This is a genomic window from Bacillus sp. HY001 (genome assembly GCF_007558965.1).
GTDB classification, from domain to species: Bacteria; Bacillota; Bacilli; order Bacillales; family Bacillaceae_G; genus Bacillus_A; species Bacillus_A mobilis.
The window spans coordinates 103,237-122,750 of the sequence record NZ_VLTE01000048.1; the positions used below are offsets into that span (position 1 = coordinate 103,237).

The following is a 19,514-nucleotide window of genomic DNA, read 5'->3' on the forward strand; positions in this document are numbered from 1 at the left end:
ATGAGGTGAGAGAAAATGAAACCACTAATTGGTGTTACTGGGTATTATATTGATCATAGTGAAATAGGGAAGGAGGGCTTACGAGGGCTACCAGGTCAAGATATGGCTATCTTTTCTTATGACTATATTCGTTCAATTCAACGAGCAGGTGCAACGGTTGTTCTTCTTCCAATTGAGGAAGTTGATCAAATTGAGTCCACACTTAATCAATTAGATGGATTGTTATTGGCTGGTGGCGCGGACATCAATCCAATTTATTACGGTGATACTCCAAAATCGTATATAGGTACTGTAGAGGAAGAACGAGATAATTTTGAATTAAATCTGGCAAAGCAGGCTTTAGAAAAAGATATTCCTATTCTAGGAATATGCCGAGGATTACAGGTGTTAAATGTTGCAGCTGGTGGAACTCTTTATCAAGACTTAGAGCACGAGATGGGGCCAGAATATTTCCATGTTCGAGAACAGTTCCGTAAATGGCAAGGCTCTCATTCTGTAGATCTTCTGGAAGAGGGGAAAATTTATGAGGCTATTGGCCAAAAAAATGTAATGGTTAATTCTTTTCACCATCAAGCAGTGAAAACATTAGGAAAAGATTTTGAGGCGAGCGCATGGTCCTTTGATGGTGTAATAGAGGCTATTGAATCCAAAGCTCATCGTTATGTAGCAGCGGTTCAATGGCATCCAGAAATGATGTCGGAAAGGGATGTCTTGCAGCAACGTTTATTTAACCAATTTGTAAATGAAATTAGTAAAAATGTAGTAAAATCCTAGCGTGTTATAAATAAAAGAATTGGTGGATAGCTTGGTACGTCATGGTAGTGGGGCAACCAGACTGCCGGCTGCTTGTAAAAGTAATAATCATTGGGGGAAGAACACCCTCAATGATTAAAGTTTCACTTTATTGCAAAGGGGATTGGTATATGAGTCAAGTATCAGAGAAGGCAGTTTCATTCGAGCCAGAAGAAAAAAAGGAAAAAAAAGAATGGAAAATAAACGTATTTGCAATGTTACTTGTCTTGTTAGTTATTGCGGCTGTGATTACACATATATTGCCGGCCGGAAAATATGAACAGATTGAAAAAAATGGGTATACAACAGTAGATCCAAATTCATTTAAATGGATTGAATCAACGCCACTTGGATTTTTTGATACAGTAAAATCTATTCCTACAGGGATGGTAGAAGCTGCTAATATTATCTTTTTTATTCTTATTATCGGAGGTTTTTTTGGTGTATTAAAGGCATCTGGTACGGTTGAGGCTCTTGTTTCAACGATGGCAAAAAAACTCGCTAATCGTGAAAAGTTAATGATTCCTATTATCATGCTGTTCTTTGCACTTGGCGGATCATTAATGGGAATGGCTGAGGAAGCTTTAGTGTATGTACCTCTATTCATCCCGCTAGCTCTTGCGGTTGGATTTGATACGATAACAGGAACCGCGATGGTACTAGTGGGAGCGTCCGTCGGATTTACAACTGCAATTATGAATCCGTTTACAGTTGGGCTTGCGCAAGGGATAGCGGGTCTTCCTATGTATTCGGGGATGGGATTCCGCCTCATTTTATTCGTAGTCATATATGTAATTGCTGTTACATTCGTCTATCGTCATGCTATGAAAGTAAAGAGGGATCCTGCAAACGGAATTTACGGAAAATTCGATACAAATGAGCAAGACAGCCTATTAACAGCGAAAGTAAAGTTAACAAAAAGACATAAATGGATATTAACGGCCTTTTTAATCAATTATATTATTCTTGTATTGGGTGTTATTAAGTACGAGTGGTATATAAAAGAAATTGCAGCCTTATTTATTATTTTAACTATAATCATTGCAATCCTTGGCAAGATATCTCTTGATGATACTGTAGAATCTTTTACACAAGGATCGGCATCTTTAATCGGGGGAGCTTTAATCATTGGTGTATCACGCGCTATTTTAGTTGTATTGAATCAAGGGCATATTATAGACCCGCTACTGTATCAAGTATCGGAAGAAATGAAACATGTGTCTCCTTTTTTAAGTGTTGTCGGAATGTACAACTTCCAAGTAGCTATTCATTTTATTTTAGCATCAGGTAGTGGCCATGCGATGTTGACAATGCCTATCATGGCGCCACTTGCAGATTTATTGGACATTACACGCCAAACAGCAGTATTATCCTTTTCATTCGCGGATGGTATTGGAAATATTATTTTTCCGACAGGTGGTACGCTAATGGCTGGATTAGCAATTGCAGGAATTTCATGGACAAGGTGGGCAAGGTGGATTCTTCCTTTAATTATAATTGAATACTCAATTGGTTTAATAGCAGTTATAATTGCTCATTTTATTGGTTATGGTCCGTCTTAATAAAGGCTATAAATATAAAATTGAAGAGACTCGGTACGTAGTATGTACAAAAAAACGCCTATTTCATATAGGCGTTTTTTTGATGGGGAAGTTATTCCTCTCCAAACTGAAAAATATCCCGGTTAATAAGTTGGTGGAGATACCTATCCATTTCAGCCGCAGAAACTTTTCTTTCATTTTTAAACCACCATGCGCTTAATGAGGTGATTGCCCCTGAATAAAATTCAATGATTAAATCATTTGGCATCGTATGATTTTTGCAAAGTTGATTTAACGCTTCTATTTCTTGTTTTCTCGTTTCGTGACTTAAATACTGTGTCCGGTTAATAAATTGTTCATCAGACATTTGCGTTTCTAATATTTTACCGATTTCTTCATGATGTAGAAATTGTTCCATTACTTGAAATGGTTTACTTAATCGATCTGAAACCGGTATTTCACCAATCATCTTGCTGTATCGTTTAAATCCAAATGCTAATAAAGCATCCTTATCTTCAAAGTGTTTATAAAAGGTTGTTCGGTGTACCATCGCGCGGTCACATATTTGGTTAATCGTGATCGTACTATATTTCTGTTTTGATTGCGTCATTAATTCAAATAAGGAATCCCACAATAATTTATGTGTACGTCTAATACGTAAATCAATTTGTTTTTCATTATCATTCATCTACAATTCTCCTTTTTTGTAGATTAAATATACAGTGGCTGAAAATTGATTCTCCCTTTTTAATCTACATATGTATATTATATTACATGTGTTCCGGTGTATTTAAAGTTTTTTAAGTAAGAAACAGGAGGAGAATCTGTAAATGAATATGACAACTAAGAGCCCTGCAAGTGGCAAAGTTGATACTTCTAATATGAAACATACCCCCATTTTAATTGCATTACTTTTAGGGGCAATGGTTGCGTTATTAAACGAAACGTTACTTGGTAATGCGTTAACTGTATTAATGAAAGAATTTGGCGTAACAGCTTCAACGATTCAATGGCTTTCTACAGCTTACATGTTAGTAGTTGGGGTTTTAGTCCCAATTACAGCGTTACTTCAGCAATGGCTCACAACGAGACAAATGTTTTTGATCGCTATGGTAACATTTTTAGTCGGTACATTAATTGCGGGATTCGCACCGACATTTTCCATTTTATTAGTCGGCCGTATCGTCCAAGCTGTAGCGACGGGATTAATTACACCGTTATTAATGAATACGATTTTAATCATTTGTCCACCTGAAAAACGTGGTGCCACAATGGGATTAATCGCACTTGTAATGATGGCAGCTCCAGCAATTGGACCTACATTATCTGGAGTAATTGTGGATTCATTAAATTGGCGCTGGTTATTTTACATTGTTATTCCGATCGTGATCATTTCCATTATGATTGGGATGAAATACATTCAAAATGTTTCAGAGTTAACAAGGCCAAAAGTAGATTATCCATCTATCCTTTTATCGACATTAGGATTTGGCGGGCTTGTGTATAGCTTTAGTGCATCGGGTGATTTAGGATGGTCTGATGCGAAAGTGTATGGCACTTTACTTGTTGGGCTTATCTCATTATGTATTTTCGTCGTTCGACAATTGAAAATTGAGAATCCAATTTTAGAATTACGCGCATTTAAAGTTCCGATGTTTACATTATCAGTTGGATTAATTGTCATTGTAATGATGTCGTTATTTTCAACGATGACTTTATTACCGATGTTCCTGCAAACAGTTTTACTCGTTACAGCCTTTAAATCAGGAATCATCATGCTTCCGGGAAGTGTTATTAGCGCTATAATGGGGCCAATCGCAGGTAAACTATTTGATAAATTTAGTCCGAAAGTTATTATCGTTCCCGGTATTGTATTAGTGGGGATTGCAATGTTCTTATTTAAGGGTATTACTCCTGATACATCAATGGTACAAATTATCGTTATGCATAGCGTATTAATGGTTGGACTCATGTTTGTCATGACAGCACAAACATACGGCTTAAATCAATTAAAACCAGATTTATATCCGCACGGAACCGCACTGTTTAGTACGTTACAACAAGTAGCTGGCGCAATTGGTACAGCTATCTTTATTTCGAAAATGTCTTCAGGAACAACTAGCTATATGGAAAGTTCCGCAAATCCAATGGATCCAGTAGAGAAGTTAAACGGTTTAACTTCAGGATTCCAAGGTGCGTTTACACTAGGGTTAGTCTTTATCGTTGTTGCATTTATCGTATCGCTGTTTTTAAAAGAAGAGAAAAAGGGAGTAAAGGCAGCGAGGGTTTTACAGAACGAGAATTAAGGTTTATATAAAAAAGACATCTTTACGATTAAAGATGTCTTTTTTTATTTCTTTTGTAAAATAGTTCAAACAGCCAAGGGAAATGTGGTATATGTATTGTCTGTTTTTTAGTATGAAGAACTATTGAGAGTAACGATGTAAAGCTTTACTAATGACTAAAAGGCCGATAATAAGGGATAGTGTTCTTATAATAAGTTCTGCAACTAATAAGTCACCCATCGTTTTAGTGACATCATACATAGTCCCTGTAATGAGAATGGGTGCGATCATAATGATAATTCCAATTACTATTTGAAGAAGTAAATTCACGTTTTTACTCAAGATAATCACCTCCAAAAAATAGCGCAATACAAAATATGGAATTTTTTCATTGTACATTTATTATACTGTATCGAATTAAGGTTATGGTAATGTTTCTAAAATAAAAAGGAGGTGTCACATGGTCAAAAGATGACTCGTGGGACAACTCCTTTTAAGTAGTAGAAATTAAAGATGCTTCAATAATGTATCGATCTGGGGCATCACCAATGTAGTTAAAAGGGTAACAGGTTGTTAAGGTTAATGTTGGTTCATCTTTTTCCACAATAACCGTTCGATCTTCTGCGTCTGTTATCCAATGTTTGTTAATGTTATATGTGTAGGTCTTATTTTCGTATTCTACAATAAGTTGGTCATTTTCCTTTAATTGACCTAAACCAGTAAATACAGTATCTCGGTGGCCACTTAAAACTGTATGACCATTTCCAGATGGTGTAGTCGTTAATTCACTAATGAACATGCCCACACCTTTTTTTAGTACTTTATCATCAGCTCCCCAATATATGGAGTATTTCTTTTGTATTTTAGGAATGATTAAGTAGGCTACTTTTTTTCCTAATTGATAATTTACTTCTGAAGATGGAATTTGTACAATTTCTTCATTGTTTTGAGGAGTGTCTATTTGATCGTTATTGTCTTCAGATTGTGCTGTGATTAGTATTTGTGTTTCGTATTTCTTTATTTCGCTTGTAGCTAAAGATTCTGCGGAGCTTCTAGCACTATACCATTCTATAAAACAATAAGAAAAAATCGAAATTCCAACGATAAATAAACATAAGCCTATCCATTGGTTTATTCTCATTTATATCACTCCATTTTAAAAGGACAGGGGAATCCTGTCCTTTAAAGGAATTATTTTATGCGTTTGTTTTTTTACGACGGAACATTAATACAGATCCAACTGCAGCTAAACCTAAGCTTGCTAACATCATTGTAACACCGTTTGATGCTGTATTTGGCAATTTTTCGCCTTGTTTTTTATCATCTTTTTTCACAGCTGTATTTGTGTCTTTCTTTGTTTCTTTTACAGTTGTTTGAGGTTTAGTTTGTTCTTGCTTTTTGTTTTCTTGCTTAGCAGGTTCCTGCTTAGTATTCTCTTGTTTAGTGTTTTCTTGTTTAGCAGGTTCTTGCTTAGTTTGTTCTTGTGGTTTGTTTTCATCTTTTTTAGTAGTTTGTTTACTAGCTATAAATTGGTCATAATCCCCTTTTTTAACTTCACAAGGTAAACCATCGTTATCACGGTCTAGATCGTGAGGGTCGTTAGTTGCGCTATATCCATTGTTGTGCCAGAACTCCATAACTTCTTGCTTGTTTTTGAAGTGACCACAGTTTTTGTCGTTTGGATTTTTTGCTGCAAATGCAGAAGAACTGTACCCCACAGTTAAAAGTGTGAACGCTGTTGCTGAAACTAATAGTTTTTTCATGATTTTCTCCCTTTTCCCAATATTATGTATTACATTGAAATATTTTACATTCAAATATTCGAAAATACAATATAATAATGTAGAAAAATGTAAGATTTTCGAAAAACCTTACATTTTTTCTATAACATCATACTTTAGCAACTGCCCCTGATCATAAAACCTCTCAAAAATAATCCCCATTACATAAAAGAATACTAAACCGAAACCAACATGAATAAGTGTAAAGGTAGTGCCAAATGAAGAAAATTCATACACGAGAATTGGCAATTTCGCAGTTGTCCAAACGCCTAAGAAAAATACGATGTACCGAATGCTTGCGCCTTTTTGTAAGAGTAGTGCTGCAATTGGGAAGGCAACGTAGAGAGGACCAGCTGCGATGCCACCTAATAATAGAGAGAATAAAATTCCGTATACGCCGGAATTTTTCCCCATATATTTCATGAGCGTTTCTTTTTTCACCCATTGATCAAGTAATCCTACAAATAGTAGGACAGGTGGGAGTAGAAATAGCATATCTAAAATGCTATTTCCTGTTAATTGTAATGCGTTCCATCCTAAAGATTGATTTATAAAAGTTAATACAATGAGCCCCAGTAGTAAGATGAAAAAGAAACGGTATCTTTTTAGTTCTTTCATACCATCACCACCCAAATAATATAGGAGAATAGAAGTGACATGAGTAATGCAGACGCATTACGTGCGTAAGCAAAGCTTCGCCCAAATATCTTTTGTTCCATCGGTAATGTTGTGATTCCTACTGACATGAGTGTAGACATAAGTGCCGCAACTTGAGGAAGGCCTGCGCCGTGTTGGACTAATGTATTGCCGAGTGGAAATACGACGAAGCTTGGAATAAGTGCAACGGATCCGAGTATCGCTGAATAAACAATGCCGAGAAATCCAGATTGCTCCCCAATAATAGAAGAGATGAAAGACGGTGTTAATATAGAAAGCGATAAGCCAACGAAGAGCATGATGGAAAGCATCGCAGGTAGAAGATTGCGAAACATTTTCCACGATTTCATTAGAGCTCTTTTCGTTTTATTGCGGTCCTTCATAAAAGAAATCCCCGTAAGAATAATGGCCAAAGTGTAAAGGATCACGCCATTAATCATGGTCGGAATCCTTTAAGTCCTTATATTTGTCTATGAAAAAGGATAAGTTCTTCATTTTTTCTTCAATATCCATTTGGAAATCTGCCAATTGTTCCTTTCCAGCAGGCGTAATTTTGTACATCTTTCTCGGTTTGTCTTGATGATTTGTACTTACATAAGATTCAATTGCACCTTCGTTTTCTAATTTCTTTAGCGTACGATATAAAATGGCGCTATCGATTGGATTGACTGGAAGTTCTTCCTCGCACTTTTGCAATAATTGCCCGCCATAATTATCACTTTCAGCTAAAAATAACAAAAGAAATGCACCTGTATGTCTTCCTGTATGTTTCATGGATATACCTCCTTGAATGAATTAGAATTAACACTGTTAATGACAGTATACTGTTGTTAACAGTATATAGTGCATGAAGTACTATGTCAATTTTAAAATGTGCGAATGCAAAGGGGTTGTACATCAAAAAACACAAAAAAAAGACACTCTCAAGAGTGCCTCTTATTAGCAGCCGAATCCGCCGCCCCAACAGCTAGCTCCTACGATGATTAATAAAATAAATAGTACAACAAGTAAAGCGAATCCGCCGCCGAAACCGCAGCCTCCACCACAACTACCGCCATAGCCCATATTAACTCCTCCTTCCCTAAAGACCATTAATTAATGGATTTAATGTACTTTATGTCTTTACGGATAAACTTGAGCAGGTCCTTTTGAAAAATAAAAAGTGCTTAGAGTTAATAAGAATTGACGACCTTATTTTTGTCACGGGTATTATGCTGATGACATATTCTATTTTATTCTGTGTATTGGGGGAAGGAGGATCTTTATGGCCAATTCTGAAATGATTTTACGATTACTTACGGATTTAAAGATTGAACAGCAAGCTTTAAAAGAACAGCTGGAAAAAATGCAAACAGCTGTGACTATTCTTGAAGAAAAATCAGTGATTGTGGAAGAAAAACCAGCGACTATTGAAGAAAAACCAATGAATATTGAAGAAAAATCAGCTGCTGCAAAGCAAAGAGCTCATTCTGGACGCCCAACATCTTTTCGTGCTTGGAGAGCATCTTCGCAAAAAAATTCATAAAAGTATAAGAAAAGAAGACATCGATTACGATGTCTTCTTTTGCTTGTACAATCCAAATGAAGTTAAGAAGATATATCCATATTGCTTTAATAATAAGAAGAAAATAACGATTGTCGACTCCTTTTTTAGTATAGCATGTAATAGTAAATATTTTTATGTAATGTTGCATATATATAGATTATATGATGTTTATTGTATATATTTTAGTTGTCTGTTATTTGTTTTAATTCATTTACTTATATTATTTTTTGAGTGCCCCAGTGATGGGGCCTTTTTTTATAATTGTGTCAAAGTAGAAATCCCTCAAGCATAAGAGAGGGGTTACATAGCTAGGGAAATTGTTATTAGTGTTTAATGAGATGGAGTCCAGGATGTTGCTTCTGAATTTCTTCTAAATGAAGTACTATTTATTTTTAAACCGTTCCCCATAAATGATAAACCATACCGAAAACAAAAAAAGCTAGTCCTACAAACAAAACGATTAAAGCAAGCATTCCATTTTTATTATGTTCCATATAATTAGCTCCTTTTTCATTTATTTACATACAAAAATAGCCTTTAGTCGTAATTATGTCTAAAGGATCGGATTCTCATACTTTTTAGTTTATAAAGAAAAGACACCCATATAAGAGTGTCTTTTCCAATAGTTTGTTAGCAGAAGCAAGAAGCTCCAACGATGATTAATAAAATGAATAACACAACTAATAGTGCAAATCCTCCAGAAAAACCGCAGCTTCCGCCGCAACTACCACCAAATCCCATAATAGTTCCTCCTTTAATAAGAGGGGAAAACAAAGGGTCACTCGTGTTTTTTAACGGATTCCATTTACTTTATGTTTTAACGTATAAACATGAGCAGGTCCTTTTGAAAATAAAAAAGACACCTTGAGGTGCCTTTATGTAATTAATATTCGTTAACGTAAAACTCTTTTATTAGCTTTATTTCATTTGTATCCGGGTCAAACTTAAATATTTTAATTTGATTCGATTCGTCTTTATAGGCAAATGTATTATCGGAAACTTGGGTCATATTGCTAATGTTTAAGCTAGGATCACTACCATGGTCAGTGATTTTCACAGTTTTCTCACGATCCCAAAATGCAATGACAATGATCAAGATGATAAGGCATATACGTATGTTACGTAGTTCTCTTGTTAGAGTATCAACTATATTTCTGGTTACTGTGTTTTTTTATAGTAATAGTAGTTAACCAAGAGCAGGACAAAACCTATCAAAAATCCATAAAGTATACTCATAAAGCATATTATGATTCCAAGAATAATAGGGAATAAAAATACGGATATTTTTTTATATTTAAAATAAATATAAAAGAGAATGGCACTACTCGTCCAAAATATCCAGCTATATTTTAGCTCTTTAAAAATTATATATTCTAAAAAAGCGCCAAGAATTATTAATGGAATCAATTGTAGCGCTCTTCCTACTAAAGATACCCCGGCAGATACAAAATCGAATATTAAATCAATGTTACTATAAGGTCTTGTTGATCCACAGTATACACAAAACTCGGCGTTTGCAGATATGGAATTTCCGCAGTCATTACATTTTATCATCTTAAAATCACCCTATTTATATATTGAAATACATTTTATTATAAACTACTATAGCAAAAAAATAAAAGGGGAAATTTTGTAATTCAATTTATAAGAATTTACTCAGCGGTCAAGAGGAATTTCACATACTTAACCTTCTGTGGATATGTGTTAGTAGCTGATAATGAAAAAAAGAAGCAATTTCATTTTCTGCTCTAGAGTTAATTCTTTTTTTACATGATGATTTATAAGTTGATTAATTATTTCATTAGCAATTTTCATGTTAATAATTTTTGGTAACATCTTGTTCTTGAATAAATGTTTTAAGCGTATTTAGTTTTAGCAAAACAGAGGATAGCGCTATATGCCCATCAATCTAAGATTTTGCCCCCTATAACGAAAAATTTTCCTTTTCACAAGCATTCATAAGATCTGCTCATGTCCTTCGTTTTGGGGAACAATCAATTTCTTAAGTTGATAGTAATGTGACGCTACCCCTAACTTCCAACAAATTATTTTACGAAAGTTTTTTGGTTCATTTTTCCACTATAGTGGTTTATAATGAGTTGTACTTTTAATATGTTGTATATATTAATAAAAGAAATTAAAAAGGAGAGTTACAAACGTATGAAAAAAGCTTTATGGATCCCATTATTGGTCATCTTAGTTCTAGCACTAGGATTCGGAGCTAATTACTTCCTAGGAAGTGGGAAAGTGAATAATATTATTGAGAGAGCAGATTCCTTAATGGAAAAACAAGATTACAAGAAGGCTAGTGATTTATATGCAGAAGCTAGTGAGTTAAAACAAGATAAGAAAACAGATGATTTAAAAACTCTGTCTAAAGAGATGGATCGTTTACATGATATGAAAAAAACAGAAACACCGAAGATTACACTAGAGCAAGTTAATAAAATAAAAGAGCTACCTAAACATCAATTTGAAAAACAAATTACAAAATCTCTATTAAGTGTTGAAAAAGAGACAGAAGAACTCCAATCTCAATTGCAAGAAAACGAAAAGAATATGAAGTTGGTTGAAGAAGTTCTTAAAAATAAAGAATTGAGTAATGTTGATGAAGTAACGAAAGATGGTCTTATGAAGTTCACTATTGATCATCCATTAATTAAAGAGCAAGAAAAGAAGTGGTCAGAATTCGTTACAAAGGCTAAAGAAGAAGCAAAATCTTTTGCAAAAGACCAAGAAGAGAAAAAGAAGTTAGCTGAACAGAAAAAACGAGAAGAACAAAAGAAAAGAGAAGAGCAGCAGAAGCAACTTGCTGAAAAACAAAAACAAAAACAAGAAGAGAAACAAAAACAAGAGCCAGTGAAAACAGAAGCGTCTAATGTAGAAGAGAAAAAGAATAATGAAGCTACTACTCTAAAAGTACCTAATTTCCAGGTTGGATTGTCTATTGTAAATTCATTCTTAAAAGCTCAAGGTCATCCAGGGACTGCGGTATATGTAGAAGAATTTGAAACTGAAGATCAATACGGATATAAAGTAACAGATTGGTCTAAGCATGAAACAGTTTTCTATGGAGTAAATAAGAAAACAGGTGCTTTAGAAAAAATAGAATAGATATGTAGATTTTAACAAAAAGAAAGTGTTTTTTTTCACTTTCTTTTTTTATGTGTAGAATCTTTAAAATAGATTATGTAGATAGAAAAGAGAAGGGAATTAAAAAGACTGAGAACATTCGAGGAGTATAAGAAGCTCTTGGTTATTCATCAATGAATACGAAGAACATGAATGAATAGATGAAGTATTTCAGTAAAATAAGAAGATAGGTCATAAAGGCATGTTTTTTTATAGGAGTAGTACCAACAAATCGCTTAGCATTGTAAATCTGTCTTTTCATCATTCTACTCCATAAAGAAAAGACACCCATATAGAGTGTCTTTTCCGATAGTTTGTTTAGTCTTAGCAGAAGCAAGAAGCTCCAACGATGATTAATAAAATGAATAACACAACTAATAATGCAAATCCTCCAGCAAAACCGCAGCCTCCGCCGCAACTACCACCAAATCCCATAATAGTTCCTCCTTTAATAAGAGGGGAAAAACAAAGGGTCACTCGTGTTTTTTTAACGGATTCCATTTACTTTATGTTTTGACGTATAAACGTGAGCAGGTCCTTTTGAAAATAAAAAAAGACACCTTAAGGTGCCTTTATGTATTTAATATTCATCAGCATTAAATTCTTTAATGAGTGAAATGTCGTTTGTATCAGGGTTAAACTTAAATATTTTAATTTGACCAAAGTCATCTTTATGTGCAAATGTATTCTCACCGATTTGGGTCATATTGCTAATATTTGGGGTAGAACTGCTGTCATGATCATTGATTTCTACAACTCTTTCACGATCCCAAAATGCAATGACAATGATCAAGATAATAAGGCATACACGTATGAACCGCAGTTCTCTTGCTACAGGATGCTCCATATGATCGTCTCCTTTTCATTTGATAAATTTTGTTTATAAAAGAGATACTTCCTATGAGAATATAAATAAAAAAGACACTGTAAAAAGTGTCTTTTTTATCTAATTTATGCGCATTGCTTAATAAGACGCTAGTTCCTCCGTATGAATATGAGTAACTATGTAGGGTAATTTCATTATAACATTTTAACCATTACTGGGTCTATATGGAATTTTATCGATGATTATGTTTAATTATTCAGAATGGTACATGTAGTGAAAAATATATATTACCTATAGTAATTGTAAAATATAATGCTGTATATAACTAGTCTTGTAATGAACTTTTACTATATTTAAGATTGAAATAGAAATGAAAAAAGGTACAAAGAAGGAGCTGTAGCATATGGGCGCTTGGGGAACTGGATTATTTGATGATGACACGACTTGTGATGTGAAAGAGCAGTTTATTGAATATATAGAAGAAGGTAATAGTGCGGAAGAAGCAACTAAGCTCATTTTAGAAGAGTATGTAGATGAGTTTGATATGGAGGAAGAGTTAGAGGTAATGTCTTTAGTATACATTGGTCTTGCGGCAATACAATTGGAGAAGGGTTGTCTTCAAGAGGAAGTTCGCAGTAATGCGATTGCATTAATTGAGCGAGGGGCTGACCTTGAGCTTTGGGAAGAAGCAGATGCGGAAGATTATGAAGAGAGAAAGAAAGTTTTAGATGAATTTAAGCAACAGTTGATAAATAGATAGTATTGTTCTTTGTAAAAAAATATTCAATAATTTATCATTGCAACCGCTTACTCTTTGTGTATAATAAAGGTAAGTTAATAAGTAAAAGGATTGTTACTGTTCGGCAGGCAAAACCTAAATTGATCTAGAGGCTACGGGTGTAGTGTGGCTTTTGGAATCAGTTTAGGTTTTTTTATTACCTTTTGTGACTTTAAGAAGAAGAAGGCGGAACAATATGAGAATCCATAAAATCTTAAATAACAATGTTGTTTGTACGATGAAGGATACTGAGACAGAAGTTGTACTGATGGGCAGAGGTTTGGGATTTCAGAAAAAAGTAGGCGATACGATTGATGAATCTAAGGTAGAAAAGACCTTTGTGCTAGAAACAAGAGAATTATCAGAGAAACTTGCTAGGTTGCTAACTGAAATTGCTGTAGAAAATTTAGAGATTACAGAGAGAATTATTCAGTTTGCTAAGACAGCTTTGCCGGGGACTTTAAGTGATTATATATATCTTACATTAACGGATCACTTAAGTTTTGCCTTAACTCGGCATAAAGAAGGAATGGATCTTAAAAATACTTTGCTTTGGGAGATTAAGAGGTTCTATCAGAAAGAGTTTGAAATTGGTCTACAAGCTTTGAACATAATTGAAGAAGAGACTGGGCTTAGACTTTCTGAAGATGAAGCAGGGTCAATTGCACTACATTTCGTTAATGCGCAGCAAGGAGAGCCGGCGATGCAACAAACGGTAGCGATGACGAAAATCGTCCAAGATATTTTAAATGTTGTAAAGTACCACTATAAGATGAACTTAGATGAAAGTTCATTTAATTATAGCCGGTTTGTAACGCATTTACGATATTTTGCGCAGCGTTTAATGCAGAAGGAATTGAACTCGGCCGATGATGATTTTTTATACGAGCAAGTGAAAAGTAAGTATGAAGAGGCATATTGTTGTACAGAAAAAATTGAAGCATACTTACGAAAAGCACATAATAGTCATCTTTCAAAAGATGAAAAGGTGTACTTGACGTTGCACATTCATCGTGTAACGAAACGCAACGAATTATGTAATTGAATAAACGGGATTGTTACTGTTTGGCAGGCAAAACCTAAATTGACTTGTAATGGAGTGATTCGTATGTATCACGCCGTTATGGTTAGTTTAGGTTTTTTCTTTTATAAAAATAATAAATGGGATGATTGTAGGGAGGGAAAGTTACTATGAAGTATGAAAAATTAGCAAAAGACATACTGAAGAATGTTGGCGGGAGAGAAAATATACATAGCGTTGTACATTGTATAACTCGCTTACGATTTCAGTTAAAAGATGAGGGGAAAGCAAATACAGAAGTACTGAAAAGTATGGAAGATATTGTGACTGTTATGAAAAGCGGCGGACAATATCAAGTTGTTATTGGTAACCATGTATCCGACGTGTATAAAGCGGTTATTGCTGCTGGAGGGTTTCAAGAAGCTGAGGAAGAAAATGAGAGTGAGAAGAAAAAGAGTAGTCTTATAGATATTCTTTCTAGCATTTTCACTCCTATTTTAGGAGTATTAGCTGCAACAGGGATGATTAAAGGATTGAATGCACTATTTGTAGCGCTAGGCTTGTTAAGTACACAGTCAGGAACGTATCAAATATTAAATGCAGTTGGCGATTCGTTATTTTATTTCTTCCCGATCTTCCTTGGATATACAGCAAGTAAGAAATTCGGAGGATCACCATTCATCGGTATGGCAATTGGGGGAGCGTTAGTCTATCCGGCTTTATCCGGTTTAAAAGCAACTGATCCATTATATACGTTATTTGCAGGAACGATGTTTGAATCACCAATTCATATTACGTTTTTAGGAATACCGGTTATTTTAATGAACTATGCATCATCTGTTATTCCAATTATTCTCGCTGCTTATTTTGGAGCAAAAGTAGAACAGTCGTTAAAGAAAGTGATTCCGGATGTTGTGAAAACATTTTTATTACCATTCTTCACATTATTAATCGTTGTACCAGTTACATTTCTCGTTATTGGCCCGATTGCGACGTGGGCAGGTCAGTTTTTAGGACAGGCGACGCTTTGGGTGTATCATGCAAGTCCATTAGTAGCAGGTGCTTTACTCGGTGCTTTCTGGCAAGTACTTGTCATATTTGGCCTTCATTGGGGCGTTGTTCCGATTGGCTATAACAATTTAGCAGTAAACGGTGTGGATCCAATACTAGCGCTTATATTTGCCGCTTCATTTGCTCAAATTGGTGCTGTGCTTGGCGTTTGGATGAAAACGAAAGACAAGAAATTAAAAACACTTAGCATTCCAGCTTTTATTTCAGGTATTTTCGGTGTTACAGAGCCTGCGATTTATGGTATTACACTTCCTCTTAAAAAGCCGTTTATTATGAGCTGTATCGCTGGAGGAATTGGCGGCGCAATACTTGGCGTATTTGGTACACAAGCTTATATGACAGGCGGACTTGGTATATTTACGCTTCCTACATTCATTAGTCCGAAAGATGGGATTACAGCTGGATTTTGGGGAGCAATTATTTCGATGGTTGTTTCTTTAATAGTAGGTTTTGTTCTAACTTACTTATTTGGTTTTACGAAAAAGCAAACATCTACAGAAACAGCTGAAACAATTAATAAAATCGCTGCATCAAACGATGATGAAGTAATCTTTAGTCCTTTCTATGGCGCCGTTATGCCGCTTCAAAATATTGACGATGCTGCATTTGCATCAGGTGCGCTAGGTGAAGGAGTTGCGATTGAGCCTTCAGAAGGAAAGTTGTTTTCACCAGTTTCAGGTACGGTTTCTGCGCTGTTCCCGACGAATCATGCGGTAGGAATTACGGCGGATTCAGGTGCTGAAATTTTAATCCATATTGGGATGGATACTGTGAAATTAAATGGCGAATTTTTCTCTTCTCGTATTGAACAAGGAGCGAGAGTAGAAAAAGGGCAATTACTTATTGAGTTTAATATAGCTGAAATTCAAAAGGCGGGTTATATTGTGACAACACCAGTTGTTGTTACAAATTATGATAAATATAGTATCAAAAAAACGGAAATAGAAAAGATTCAAGCAGGAGATTCCTTACTAAAGTTAGGAGTTAAATAGTAGTTACATTTCATACAGGTTCAAACGAAGAAAGGTATTCTTTAAAACTTACAATAGCTTTCCTCGTTCATTCTTATATAAAGGAGTTTTTCTATATGTCTAAAGTTAATTTTCCAAAAGGATTTTTATGGGGTGGAGCAACTGCAGCCAATCAAGTTGAAGGTGCATATGTAGAAGACGGAAAAGGATTAACGACGGTTGATCTATTACCAACTGGTGAGAACCGTTGGGATATCATGAAAGGAAATATTCATTCCTTTACACCTGTAGAAGGAGAGTTTTACCCGTCACACGAAGCGATTGATTTTTATCATCGTTATAAAGAAGATATTGCACTCTTTGCAGAAATGGGATTTAAAGCGTTACGTGTATCGATTGCGTGGACGCGTATTTTCCCAAGTGGTGAAGATGAAAAGCCAAATGAAGCAGGATTACAGTTTTATGATAATTTGTTTGATGAACTGTTAAAGCACGGTATTGAACCAGTTGTTACGATGGCTCACTTCGATGTACCTGTTCATTTAGTAGAAAAGTATGGAAGCTGGAGAAGTAGAAAGCTTGTAAACTTCTTCGAGACGTACGCAAAAACGATCTTTAATAGATATAAAGATAAAGTGAAATATTGGATGACGTTTAATGAAATTAATATGCTTTTACATTTACCTTTCATGGGAGCAGGTCTAGCGTTTAAAGAAGGGGATAATAAAAAACAAATTCAGTATCAAGCAGCGCATCACCAACTTGTTGCAAGTGCGTTAGCTGTAAAAGCGTGTCATGAAATCATTCCAGATGCAAAAATCGGTTGTATGCTTGCTGCGGGTGCAACGTATCCGTACACATGTAATCCAGATGACGTACTTCGTGCAATGGAACAAGACCGTGAATCATTCTTCTTCATTGATGTACAAGCAAGAGGAGCATATCCTGGATACGCAAAACGCTTCTTTAAGGATAATAATGTAACAATTGAAATGGAAAAAGAAGATGAGGAAATTTTAAAAGAGCATACAGTTGATTATATTGGCTTTAGCTACTATTCAAGCCGAGCAACAAGTACAGATCCAGAAGTGTTAAAAAGCATAACGAGCGGAAATGTATTCGGTTCTGTTGAAAATCCATACCTTGAAAAATCAGAGTGGGGATGGACGATTGACCCGAAAGGCTTCCGTATTACAGCAAACCAACTGTACGATCGTTACCAAAAACCGTTATTTGTTGTTGAAAATGGTCTCGGTGCAATCGATCAATTAAATGGTGAAGAAGAAGTGAATGATGAATACCGTATTGATTACTTACAAAAACATATGATTGAAATGTCCGAAGCCATCCAAGATGGAGTAGATATTATCGGATATACAAGCTGGGGCCCAATTGACCTTGTAAGTGCTTCGACTGGAGAAATGAAAAAACGTTACGGATATATATACGTTGATAAAGATAATGAAGGAAAAGGTTCATTAAAAAGATCGAAGAAGAAAAGCTTCGATTGGTATAAGGAAGTAATTAAGACGAATGGTAAGAGTTTGGAGTCTTGAGTATGAAAGGGAGACATCTTGATTGATGTCTTCTTTTTTTCATTGTGAATAAAGTACGGAGCGATATTTCCCTTTACACAAACATAAAGGTATAATATAGTTTAGTTAAGTGAACTAAACTATTAAAACGAAATAACAGCATGGAGGAAGAACGCTATGACTAAATCATATAAAGAAGTAATTAATGAAATGAATCGCGCCTACACGGAACTCTACATTTTACTATTTCAAGATTTAAAGGATGAGTTCGGTCTTACTGGGCAGCAAGAGAGCATGTTATTTCATATTAATTTAAATGAAAACACGACAGCAAATAACATTGCGAGTACTTTTAATGTAACGAAAAGTGCTGTGAGCCAAGTTTTATCGAAATTGGAAAAGCAACAGATGATTTCGAAACAAGTGAATCCTAACAACAAACGGGAGTATTTCCTTACGATCGGTCCAAACGGTAGTAAATATATCGAACGATTGTCTGAGTTAGATGATGTGTTGATTGAGAAATATTTCTCAAAAATTGATATCGAAGCGTTGCAGCAAATGACTGATACGTTAACGAAAATAAATAAAGTGATATTGGAAGAAAAGCAGAAGGATCTTGAGTCTAATGAGTAAGAAGCAAGATGAAGCAATTAGTAGAAAGGAGGAGAAGCGTGTGATGAGTTACATACCAAATATGATTACGATAGCAAATTTTGTGTGTGGGCTGTTGGCTATTCACGCTGTTTTCGTTCACGATATGCACGGTGCAGTTATGTTCATTATTACAGGTATGGTATTTGATCTGTTTGATGGTATGGTCGCTCGGAAACTAGATGCTGTTTCGGAAATAGGCGGAGAGCTAGACTCATTTGCGGATTTAGTGACTTTCGGTGTGGCGCCATCTATTCTTGCATATAGTGTTGCTTTAAAAGATTTGCAGTTTATCGGGATGATATGTGCGCTTGCGTATAGTATTTGCGGAATGCTCCGGCTTGCGAGATTTAATACACAACAAAGCAAACTCCCAACATTCATCGGAATGCCCATTCCATTTGCGGCAATGTGCCTCCTCATTTTATGCCTCCTAAATAACCCAGTTTCCGTGGCATTTGGCACATGCGTACTCGCTTATTTAATGGTGAGCAAAATTAAATTCCCCCATTTTAAAAAAGATATATCGGAAAGCTTGAAGTCCGAAAGATGGGATTAATAGGAAAGATAAGGAGAAAGAAACAGTAAACAAAAACATAGACAAAAGTAGGCATATATAATAAAAAGTACTTATGAAACAATATAAACCAAAAGAATTTTCAGAAATACTTAATGTTGCTGTTAAGACATTACAAAGGTGGGACAATCAAGGTGCTTTAACTGCGTACCGAAACCCAAAAGGAAGAAGATACTATACAGAAGAACTTGTTCAGGATTTAATATCTATCATTCATGTATTTAGCTGTAGAATATATGGGTTGAGAACATACAAAAAGAAAATGTCGGAGGATGAAGACTTATGAAAAGAGCATATTTAATAGAAATCAAACCGACAACTGAACAAATTAGTAAAATCCGTCAAAC

The 19,514-nt window shown here is 35.1% G+C and carries 24 protein-coding genes; 12 read left to right on the forward strand and 12 right to left on the reverse strand.

Annotated features, from left to right (window positions below):
- The first annotated feature begins 15 nt into the window (after positions 1-15).
- Positions 16-774: a gamma-glutamyl-gamma-aminobutyrate hydrolase family protein gene (locus FOT98_RS21350; protein ID WP_063263254.1), complete on the forward strand. Its 759-nt coding sequence runs from the start codon at positions 16-18 to the stop codon at positions 772-774.
- 149 nt (positions 775-923) lie between these two features.
- Positions 924-2,354 carry a YfcC family protein gene (locus FOT98_RS21355; RefSeq protein ID WP_063263253.1) on the forward strand — a complete coding sequence of 477 codons (1,431 nt, stop codon included), beginning with the start codon at positions 924-926 and terminating at the stop codon, positions 2,352-2,354.
- 91 nt (positions 2,355-2,445) lie between these two features.
- On the opposite strand, the gene FOT98_RS21360 is transcribed toward FOT98_RS21355, so the two are convergent.
- A complete protein-coding gene (locus FOT98_RS21360; RefSeq protein WP_063263252.1) occupies positions 2,446-3,021 on the reverse strand; it encodes a TetR/AcrR family transcriptional regulator in 576 nt (191 codons plus the stop codon).
- A gap of 142 nt (positions 3,022-3,163) precedes the next feature.
- Between FOT98_RS21360 and FOT98_RS21365 the strand changes: the two genes are divergently transcribed.
- Positions 3,164-4,639, forward strand: a complete 1,476-nt coding sequence (locus FOT98_RS21365; RefSeq protein ID WP_063263251.1) for an MDR family MFS transporter — start codon at positions 3,164-3,166, stop codon at positions 4,637-4,639.
- Positions 4,640-4,759: 120 nt separating this feature from the next.
- Here the strand turns inward: FOT98_RS21365 and FOT98_RS21370 are convergent, their stop codons facing one another.
- The 7 genes from FOT98_RS21370 to FOT98_RS21400 form a co-directional block, all read right to left on the reverse strand.
- Positions 4,760-4,960 (reverse strand): hypothetical protein, encoded by a 201-nt coding sequence (locus FOT98_RS21370; protein ID WP_000042278.1) that lies wholly within the window; start codon positions 4,958-4,960, stop codon positions 4,760-4,762.
- A gap of 151 nt (positions 4,961-5,111) precedes the next feature.
- Entirely contained in the window at positions 5,112-5,759 is a 648-nt protein-coding gene (locus FOT98_RS21375; protein ID WP_063263250.1) for a class D sortase, read from the reverse strand.
- A gap of 55 nt (positions 5,760-5,814) precedes the next feature.
- On the reverse strand, positions 5,815-6,381 hold the full coding sequence (locus FOT98_RS21380; protein ID WP_063263249.1) for an excalibur calcium-binding domain-containing protein: 567 nt from the start codon (positions 6,379-6,381) through the stop codon (positions 5,815-5,817).
- Between the two features lie 108 nt (positions 6,382-6,489).
- Complete coding sequence (locus FOT98_RS21385) at positions 6,490-7,017, reverse strand: permease (protein WP_063263248.1); 528 nt, start codon at positions 7,015-7,017, stop codon at positions 6,490-6,492.
- Entirely contained in the window at positions 7,014-7,496 is a 483-nt protein-coding gene (locus FOT98_RS21390) for a hypothetical protein (RefSeq protein WP_063263247.1), read from the reverse strand. Before FOT98_RS21390 ends, FOT98_RS21385 begins: the two co-directional genes overlap by 4 nt.
- Positions 7,489-7,830, reverse strand: coding sequence for a PadR family transcriptional regulator (locus FOT98_RS21395; protein ID WP_063263246.1), 342 nt, complete (start codon positions 7,828-7,830; stop codon positions 7,489-7,491). The genes FOT98_RS21390 and FOT98_RS21395 overlap by 8 nt, the downstream gene beginning before the upstream one ends.
- 165 nt (positions 7,831-7,995) lie before the next feature.
- Positions 7,996-8,121 carry a YjcZ family sporulation protein gene (locus FOT98_RS21400; protein ID WP_000540377.1) on the reverse strand — a complete coding sequence of 42 codons (126 nt, stop codon included), beginning with the start codon at positions 8,119-8,121 and terminating at the stop codon, positions 7,996-7,998.
- A gap of 199 nt (positions 8,122-8,320) precedes the next feature.
- Here FOT98_RS21400 and FOT98_RS21405 point away from each other — a divergent pair, with 199 nt between their 5' ends.
- Complete coding sequence (locus FOT98_RS21405; RefSeq protein WP_061679467.1) at positions 8,321-8,581, forward strand: hypothetical protein; 261 nt, start codon at positions 8,321-8,323, stop codon at positions 8,579-8,581.
- Between the two features lie 651 nt (positions 8,582-9,232).
- Here FOT98_RS21405 and FOT98_RS21415 read toward each other — a convergent pair.
- Together FOT98_RS21415 and FOT98_RS21420 are read right to left on the reverse strand one after the other, a co-directional pair.
- Positions 9,233-9,343, reverse strand: coding sequence for a YjcZ family sporulation protein (locus FOT98_RS21415; protein ID WP_000505686.1), 111 nt, complete (start codon positions 9,341-9,343; stop codon positions 9,233-9,235).
- Between the two features lie 142 nt (positions 9,344-9,485).
- On the reverse strand, positions 9,486-9,752 hold the full coding sequence (locus tag FOT98_RS21420) for a YmzC family protein (RefSeq protein WP_063263245.1): 267 nt from the start codon (positions 9,750-9,752) through the stop codon (positions 9,486-9,488).
- 1,010 nt (positions 9,753-10,762) lie between these two features.
- On the opposite strand from FOT98_RS21420, the gene FOT98_RS21425 reads away from it, so the two are divergent.
- Entirely contained in the window at positions 10,763-11,716 is a 954-nt protein-coding gene (locus FOT98_RS21425) for a hypothetical protein (protein ID WP_063263243.1), read from the forward strand.
- Positions 11,717-12,058: 342 nt separating this feature from the next.
- On the opposite strand, the gene FOT98_RS21430 is transcribed toward FOT98_RS21425, so the two are convergent.
- The gene (locus tag FOT98_RS21430) at positions 12,059-12,169 is read right to left on the reverse strand and encodes a YjcZ family sporulation protein (RefSeq protein ID WP_000505681.1); all 111 of its coding nucleotides are present in this window, start codon (positions 12,167-12,169) and stop codon (positions 12,059-12,061) included.
- A gap of 145 nt (positions 12,170-12,314) precedes the next feature.
- Positions 12,315-12,581 carry a YmzC family protein gene (locus FOT98_RS21435; protein ID WP_063263242.1) on the reverse strand — a complete coding sequence of 89 codons (267 nt, stop codon included), beginning with the start codon at positions 12,579-12,581 and terminating at the stop codon, positions 12,315-12,317.
- A 382-nt stretch (positions 12,582-12,963) separates the two neighbouring features.
- On the opposite strand from FOT98_RS21435, the gene FOT98_RS21440 reads away from it, so the two are divergent.
- The 7 genes from FOT98_RS21440 (at position 12,964) to FOT98_RS21470 (ending at position 19,453) form a co-directional block, all read left to right on the forward strand.
- On the forward strand, positions 12,964-13,320 hold the full coding sequence (locus FOT98_RS21440) for a DUF4259 domain-containing protein (protein ID WP_063263241.1): 357 nt from the start codon (positions 12,964-12,966) through the stop codon (positions 13,318-13,320).
- Positions 13,321-13,534: 214 nt separating this feature from the next.
- Entirely contained in the window at positions 13,535-14,383 is an 849-nt protein-coding gene (gene licT / locus FOT98_RS21445; RefSeq protein WP_063263240.1) for a BglG family transcription antiterminator LicT, read from the forward strand.
- 146 nt (positions 14,384-14,529) lie between these two features.
- Entirely contained in the window at positions 14,530-16,422 is a 1,893-nt protein-coding gene (locus tag FOT98_RS21450; protein ID WP_063263239.1) for a beta-glucoside-specific PTS transporter subunit IIABC, read from the forward strand.
- Between the two features lie 95 nt (positions 16,423-16,517).
- The gene (locus FOT98_RS21455; RefSeq protein WP_063263238.1) at positions 16,518-17,957 is read left to right on the forward strand and encodes a 6-phospho-beta-glucosidase; all 1,440 of its coding nucleotides are present in this window, start codon (positions 16,518-16,520) and stop codon (positions 17,955-17,957) included.
- Between the two features lie 156 nt (positions 17,958-18,113).
- Positions 18,114-18,572 carry a MarR family winged helix-turn-helix transcriptional regulator gene (locus FOT98_RS21460; RefSeq protein ID WP_063263237.1) on the forward strand — a complete coding sequence of 153 codons (459 nt, stop codon included), beginning with the start codon at positions 18,114-18,116 and terminating at the stop codon, positions 18,570-18,572.
- Entirely contained in the window at positions 18,565-19,149 is a 585-nt protein-coding gene (gene pssA / locus FOT98_RS21465) for a CDP-diacylglycerol--serine O-phosphatidyltransferase (RefSeq protein WP_144291140.1), read from the forward strand. The genes FOT98_RS21460 and pssA overlap by 8 nt, the downstream gene beginning before the upstream one ends.
- Positions 19,150-19,222: 73 nt before the next feature.
- Positions 19,223-19,453 (forward strand): MerR family transcriptional regulator, encoded by a 231-nt coding sequence (locus FOT98_RS21470; protein WP_071720790.1) that lies wholly within the window; start codon positions 19,223-19,225, stop codon positions 19,451-19,453.
- Positions 19,454-19,514: the final 61 nt, after the last annotated feature.

What these genes read in the sequence shown, in the direction of transcription:
- FOT98_RS21350 (WP_063263254.1), top strand. Translation starts at nt 16, where the DNA reads ATGAAACCACTAATTGGTGTTACTGGGTATTATATTGATCATAGTGAA.
- FOT98_RS21355 (WP_063263253.1), top strand. Translation starts at nt 924, where the DNA reads ATGAGTCAAGTATCAGAGAAGGCAGTTTCATTCGAGCCAGAAGAAAAA.
- FOT98_RS21360 (WP_063263252.1), bottom strand. Translation starts at nt 3,021, where the DNA reads ATGAATGATAATGAAAAACAAATTGATTTACGTATTAGACGTACACAT.
- FOT98_RS21365 (WP_063263251.1), top strand. Translation starts at nt 3,164, where the DNA reads ATGAATATGACAACTAAGAGCCCTGCAAGTGGCAAAGTTGATACTTCT.
- FOT98_RS21375 (WP_063263250.1), bottom strand. Translation starts at nt 5,759, where the DNA reads ATGAGAATAAACCAATGGATAGGCTTATGTTTATTTATCGTTGGAATT.
- FOT98_RS21380 (WP_063263249.1), bottom strand. Translation starts at nt 6,381, where the DNA reads ATGAAAAAACTATTAGTTTCAGCAACAGCGTTCACACTTTTAACTGTG.
- FOT98_RS21385 (WP_063263248.1), bottom strand. Translation starts at nt 7,017, where the DNA reads ATGAAAGAACTAAAAAGATACCGTTTCTTTTTCATCTTACTACTGGGG.
- FOT98_RS21390 (WP_063263247.1), bottom strand. Translation starts at nt 7,496, where the DNA reads ATGATTAATGGCGTGATCCTTTACACTTTGGCCATTATTCTTACGGGG.
- FOT98_RS21395 (WP_063263246.1), bottom strand. Translation starts at nt 7,830, where the DNA reads ATGAAACATACAGGAAGACATACAGGTGCATTTCTTTTGTTATTTTTA.
- FOT98_RS21400 (WP_000540377.1), bottom strand. Translation starts at nt 8,121, where the DNA reads ATGGGCTATGGCGGTAGTTGTGGTGGAGGCTGCGGTTTCGGCGGCGGA.
- FOT98_RS21405 (WP_061679467.1), top strand. Translation starts at nt 8,321, where the DNA reads ATGGCCAATTCTGAAATGATTTTACGATTACTTACGGATTTAAAGATT.
- FOT98_RS21415 (WP_000505686.1), bottom strand. Translation starts at nt 9,343, where the DNA reads ATGGGATTTGGTGGTAGTTGCGGCGGAAGCTGCGGTTTTTCTGGAGGA.
- FOT98_RS21425 (WP_063263243.1), top strand. Translation starts at nt 10,763, where the DNA reads ATGAAAAAAGCTTTATGGATCCCATTATTGGTCATCTTAGTTCTAGCA.
- FOT98_RS21430 (WP_000505681.1), bottom strand. Translation starts at nt 12,169, where the DNA reads ATGGGATTTGGTGGTAGTTGCGGCGGAGGCTGCGGTTTTGCTGGAGGA.
- FOT98_RS21435 (WP_063263242.1), bottom strand. Translation starts at nt 12,581, where the DNA reads ATGGAGCATCCTGTAGCAAGAGAACTGCGGTTCATACGTGTATGCCTT.
- FOT98_RS21440 (WP_063263241.1), top strand. Translation starts at nt 12,964, where the DNA reads ATGGGCGCTTGGGGAACTGGATTATTTGATGATGACACGACTTGTGAT.
- licT (WP_063263240.1), top strand. Translation starts at nt 13,535, where the DNA reads ATGAGAATCCATAAAATCTTAAATAACAATGTTGTTTGTACGATGAAG.
- FOT98_RS21450 (WP_063263239.1), top strand. Translation starts at nt 14,530, where the DNA reads ATGAAGTATGAAAAATTAGCAAAAGACATACTGAAGAATGTTGGCGGG.
- FOT98_RS21455 (WP_063263238.1), top strand. Translation starts at nt 16,518, where the DNA reads ATGTCTAAAGTTAATTTTCCAAAAGGATTTTTATGGGGTGGAGCAACT.
- FOT98_RS21460 (WP_063263237.1), top strand. Translation starts at nt 18,114, where the DNA reads ATGACTAAATCATATAAAGAAGTAATTAATGAAATGAATCGCGCCTAC.
- pssA (WP_144291140.1), top strand. Translation starts at nt 18,565, where the DNA reads ATGAGTAAGAAGCAAGATGAAGCAATTAGTAGAAAGGAGGAGAAGCGT.
- FOT98_RS21470 (WP_071720790.1), top strand. Translation starts at nt 19,223, where the DNA reads ATGAAACAATATAAACCAAAAGAATTTTCAGAAATACTTAATGTTGCT.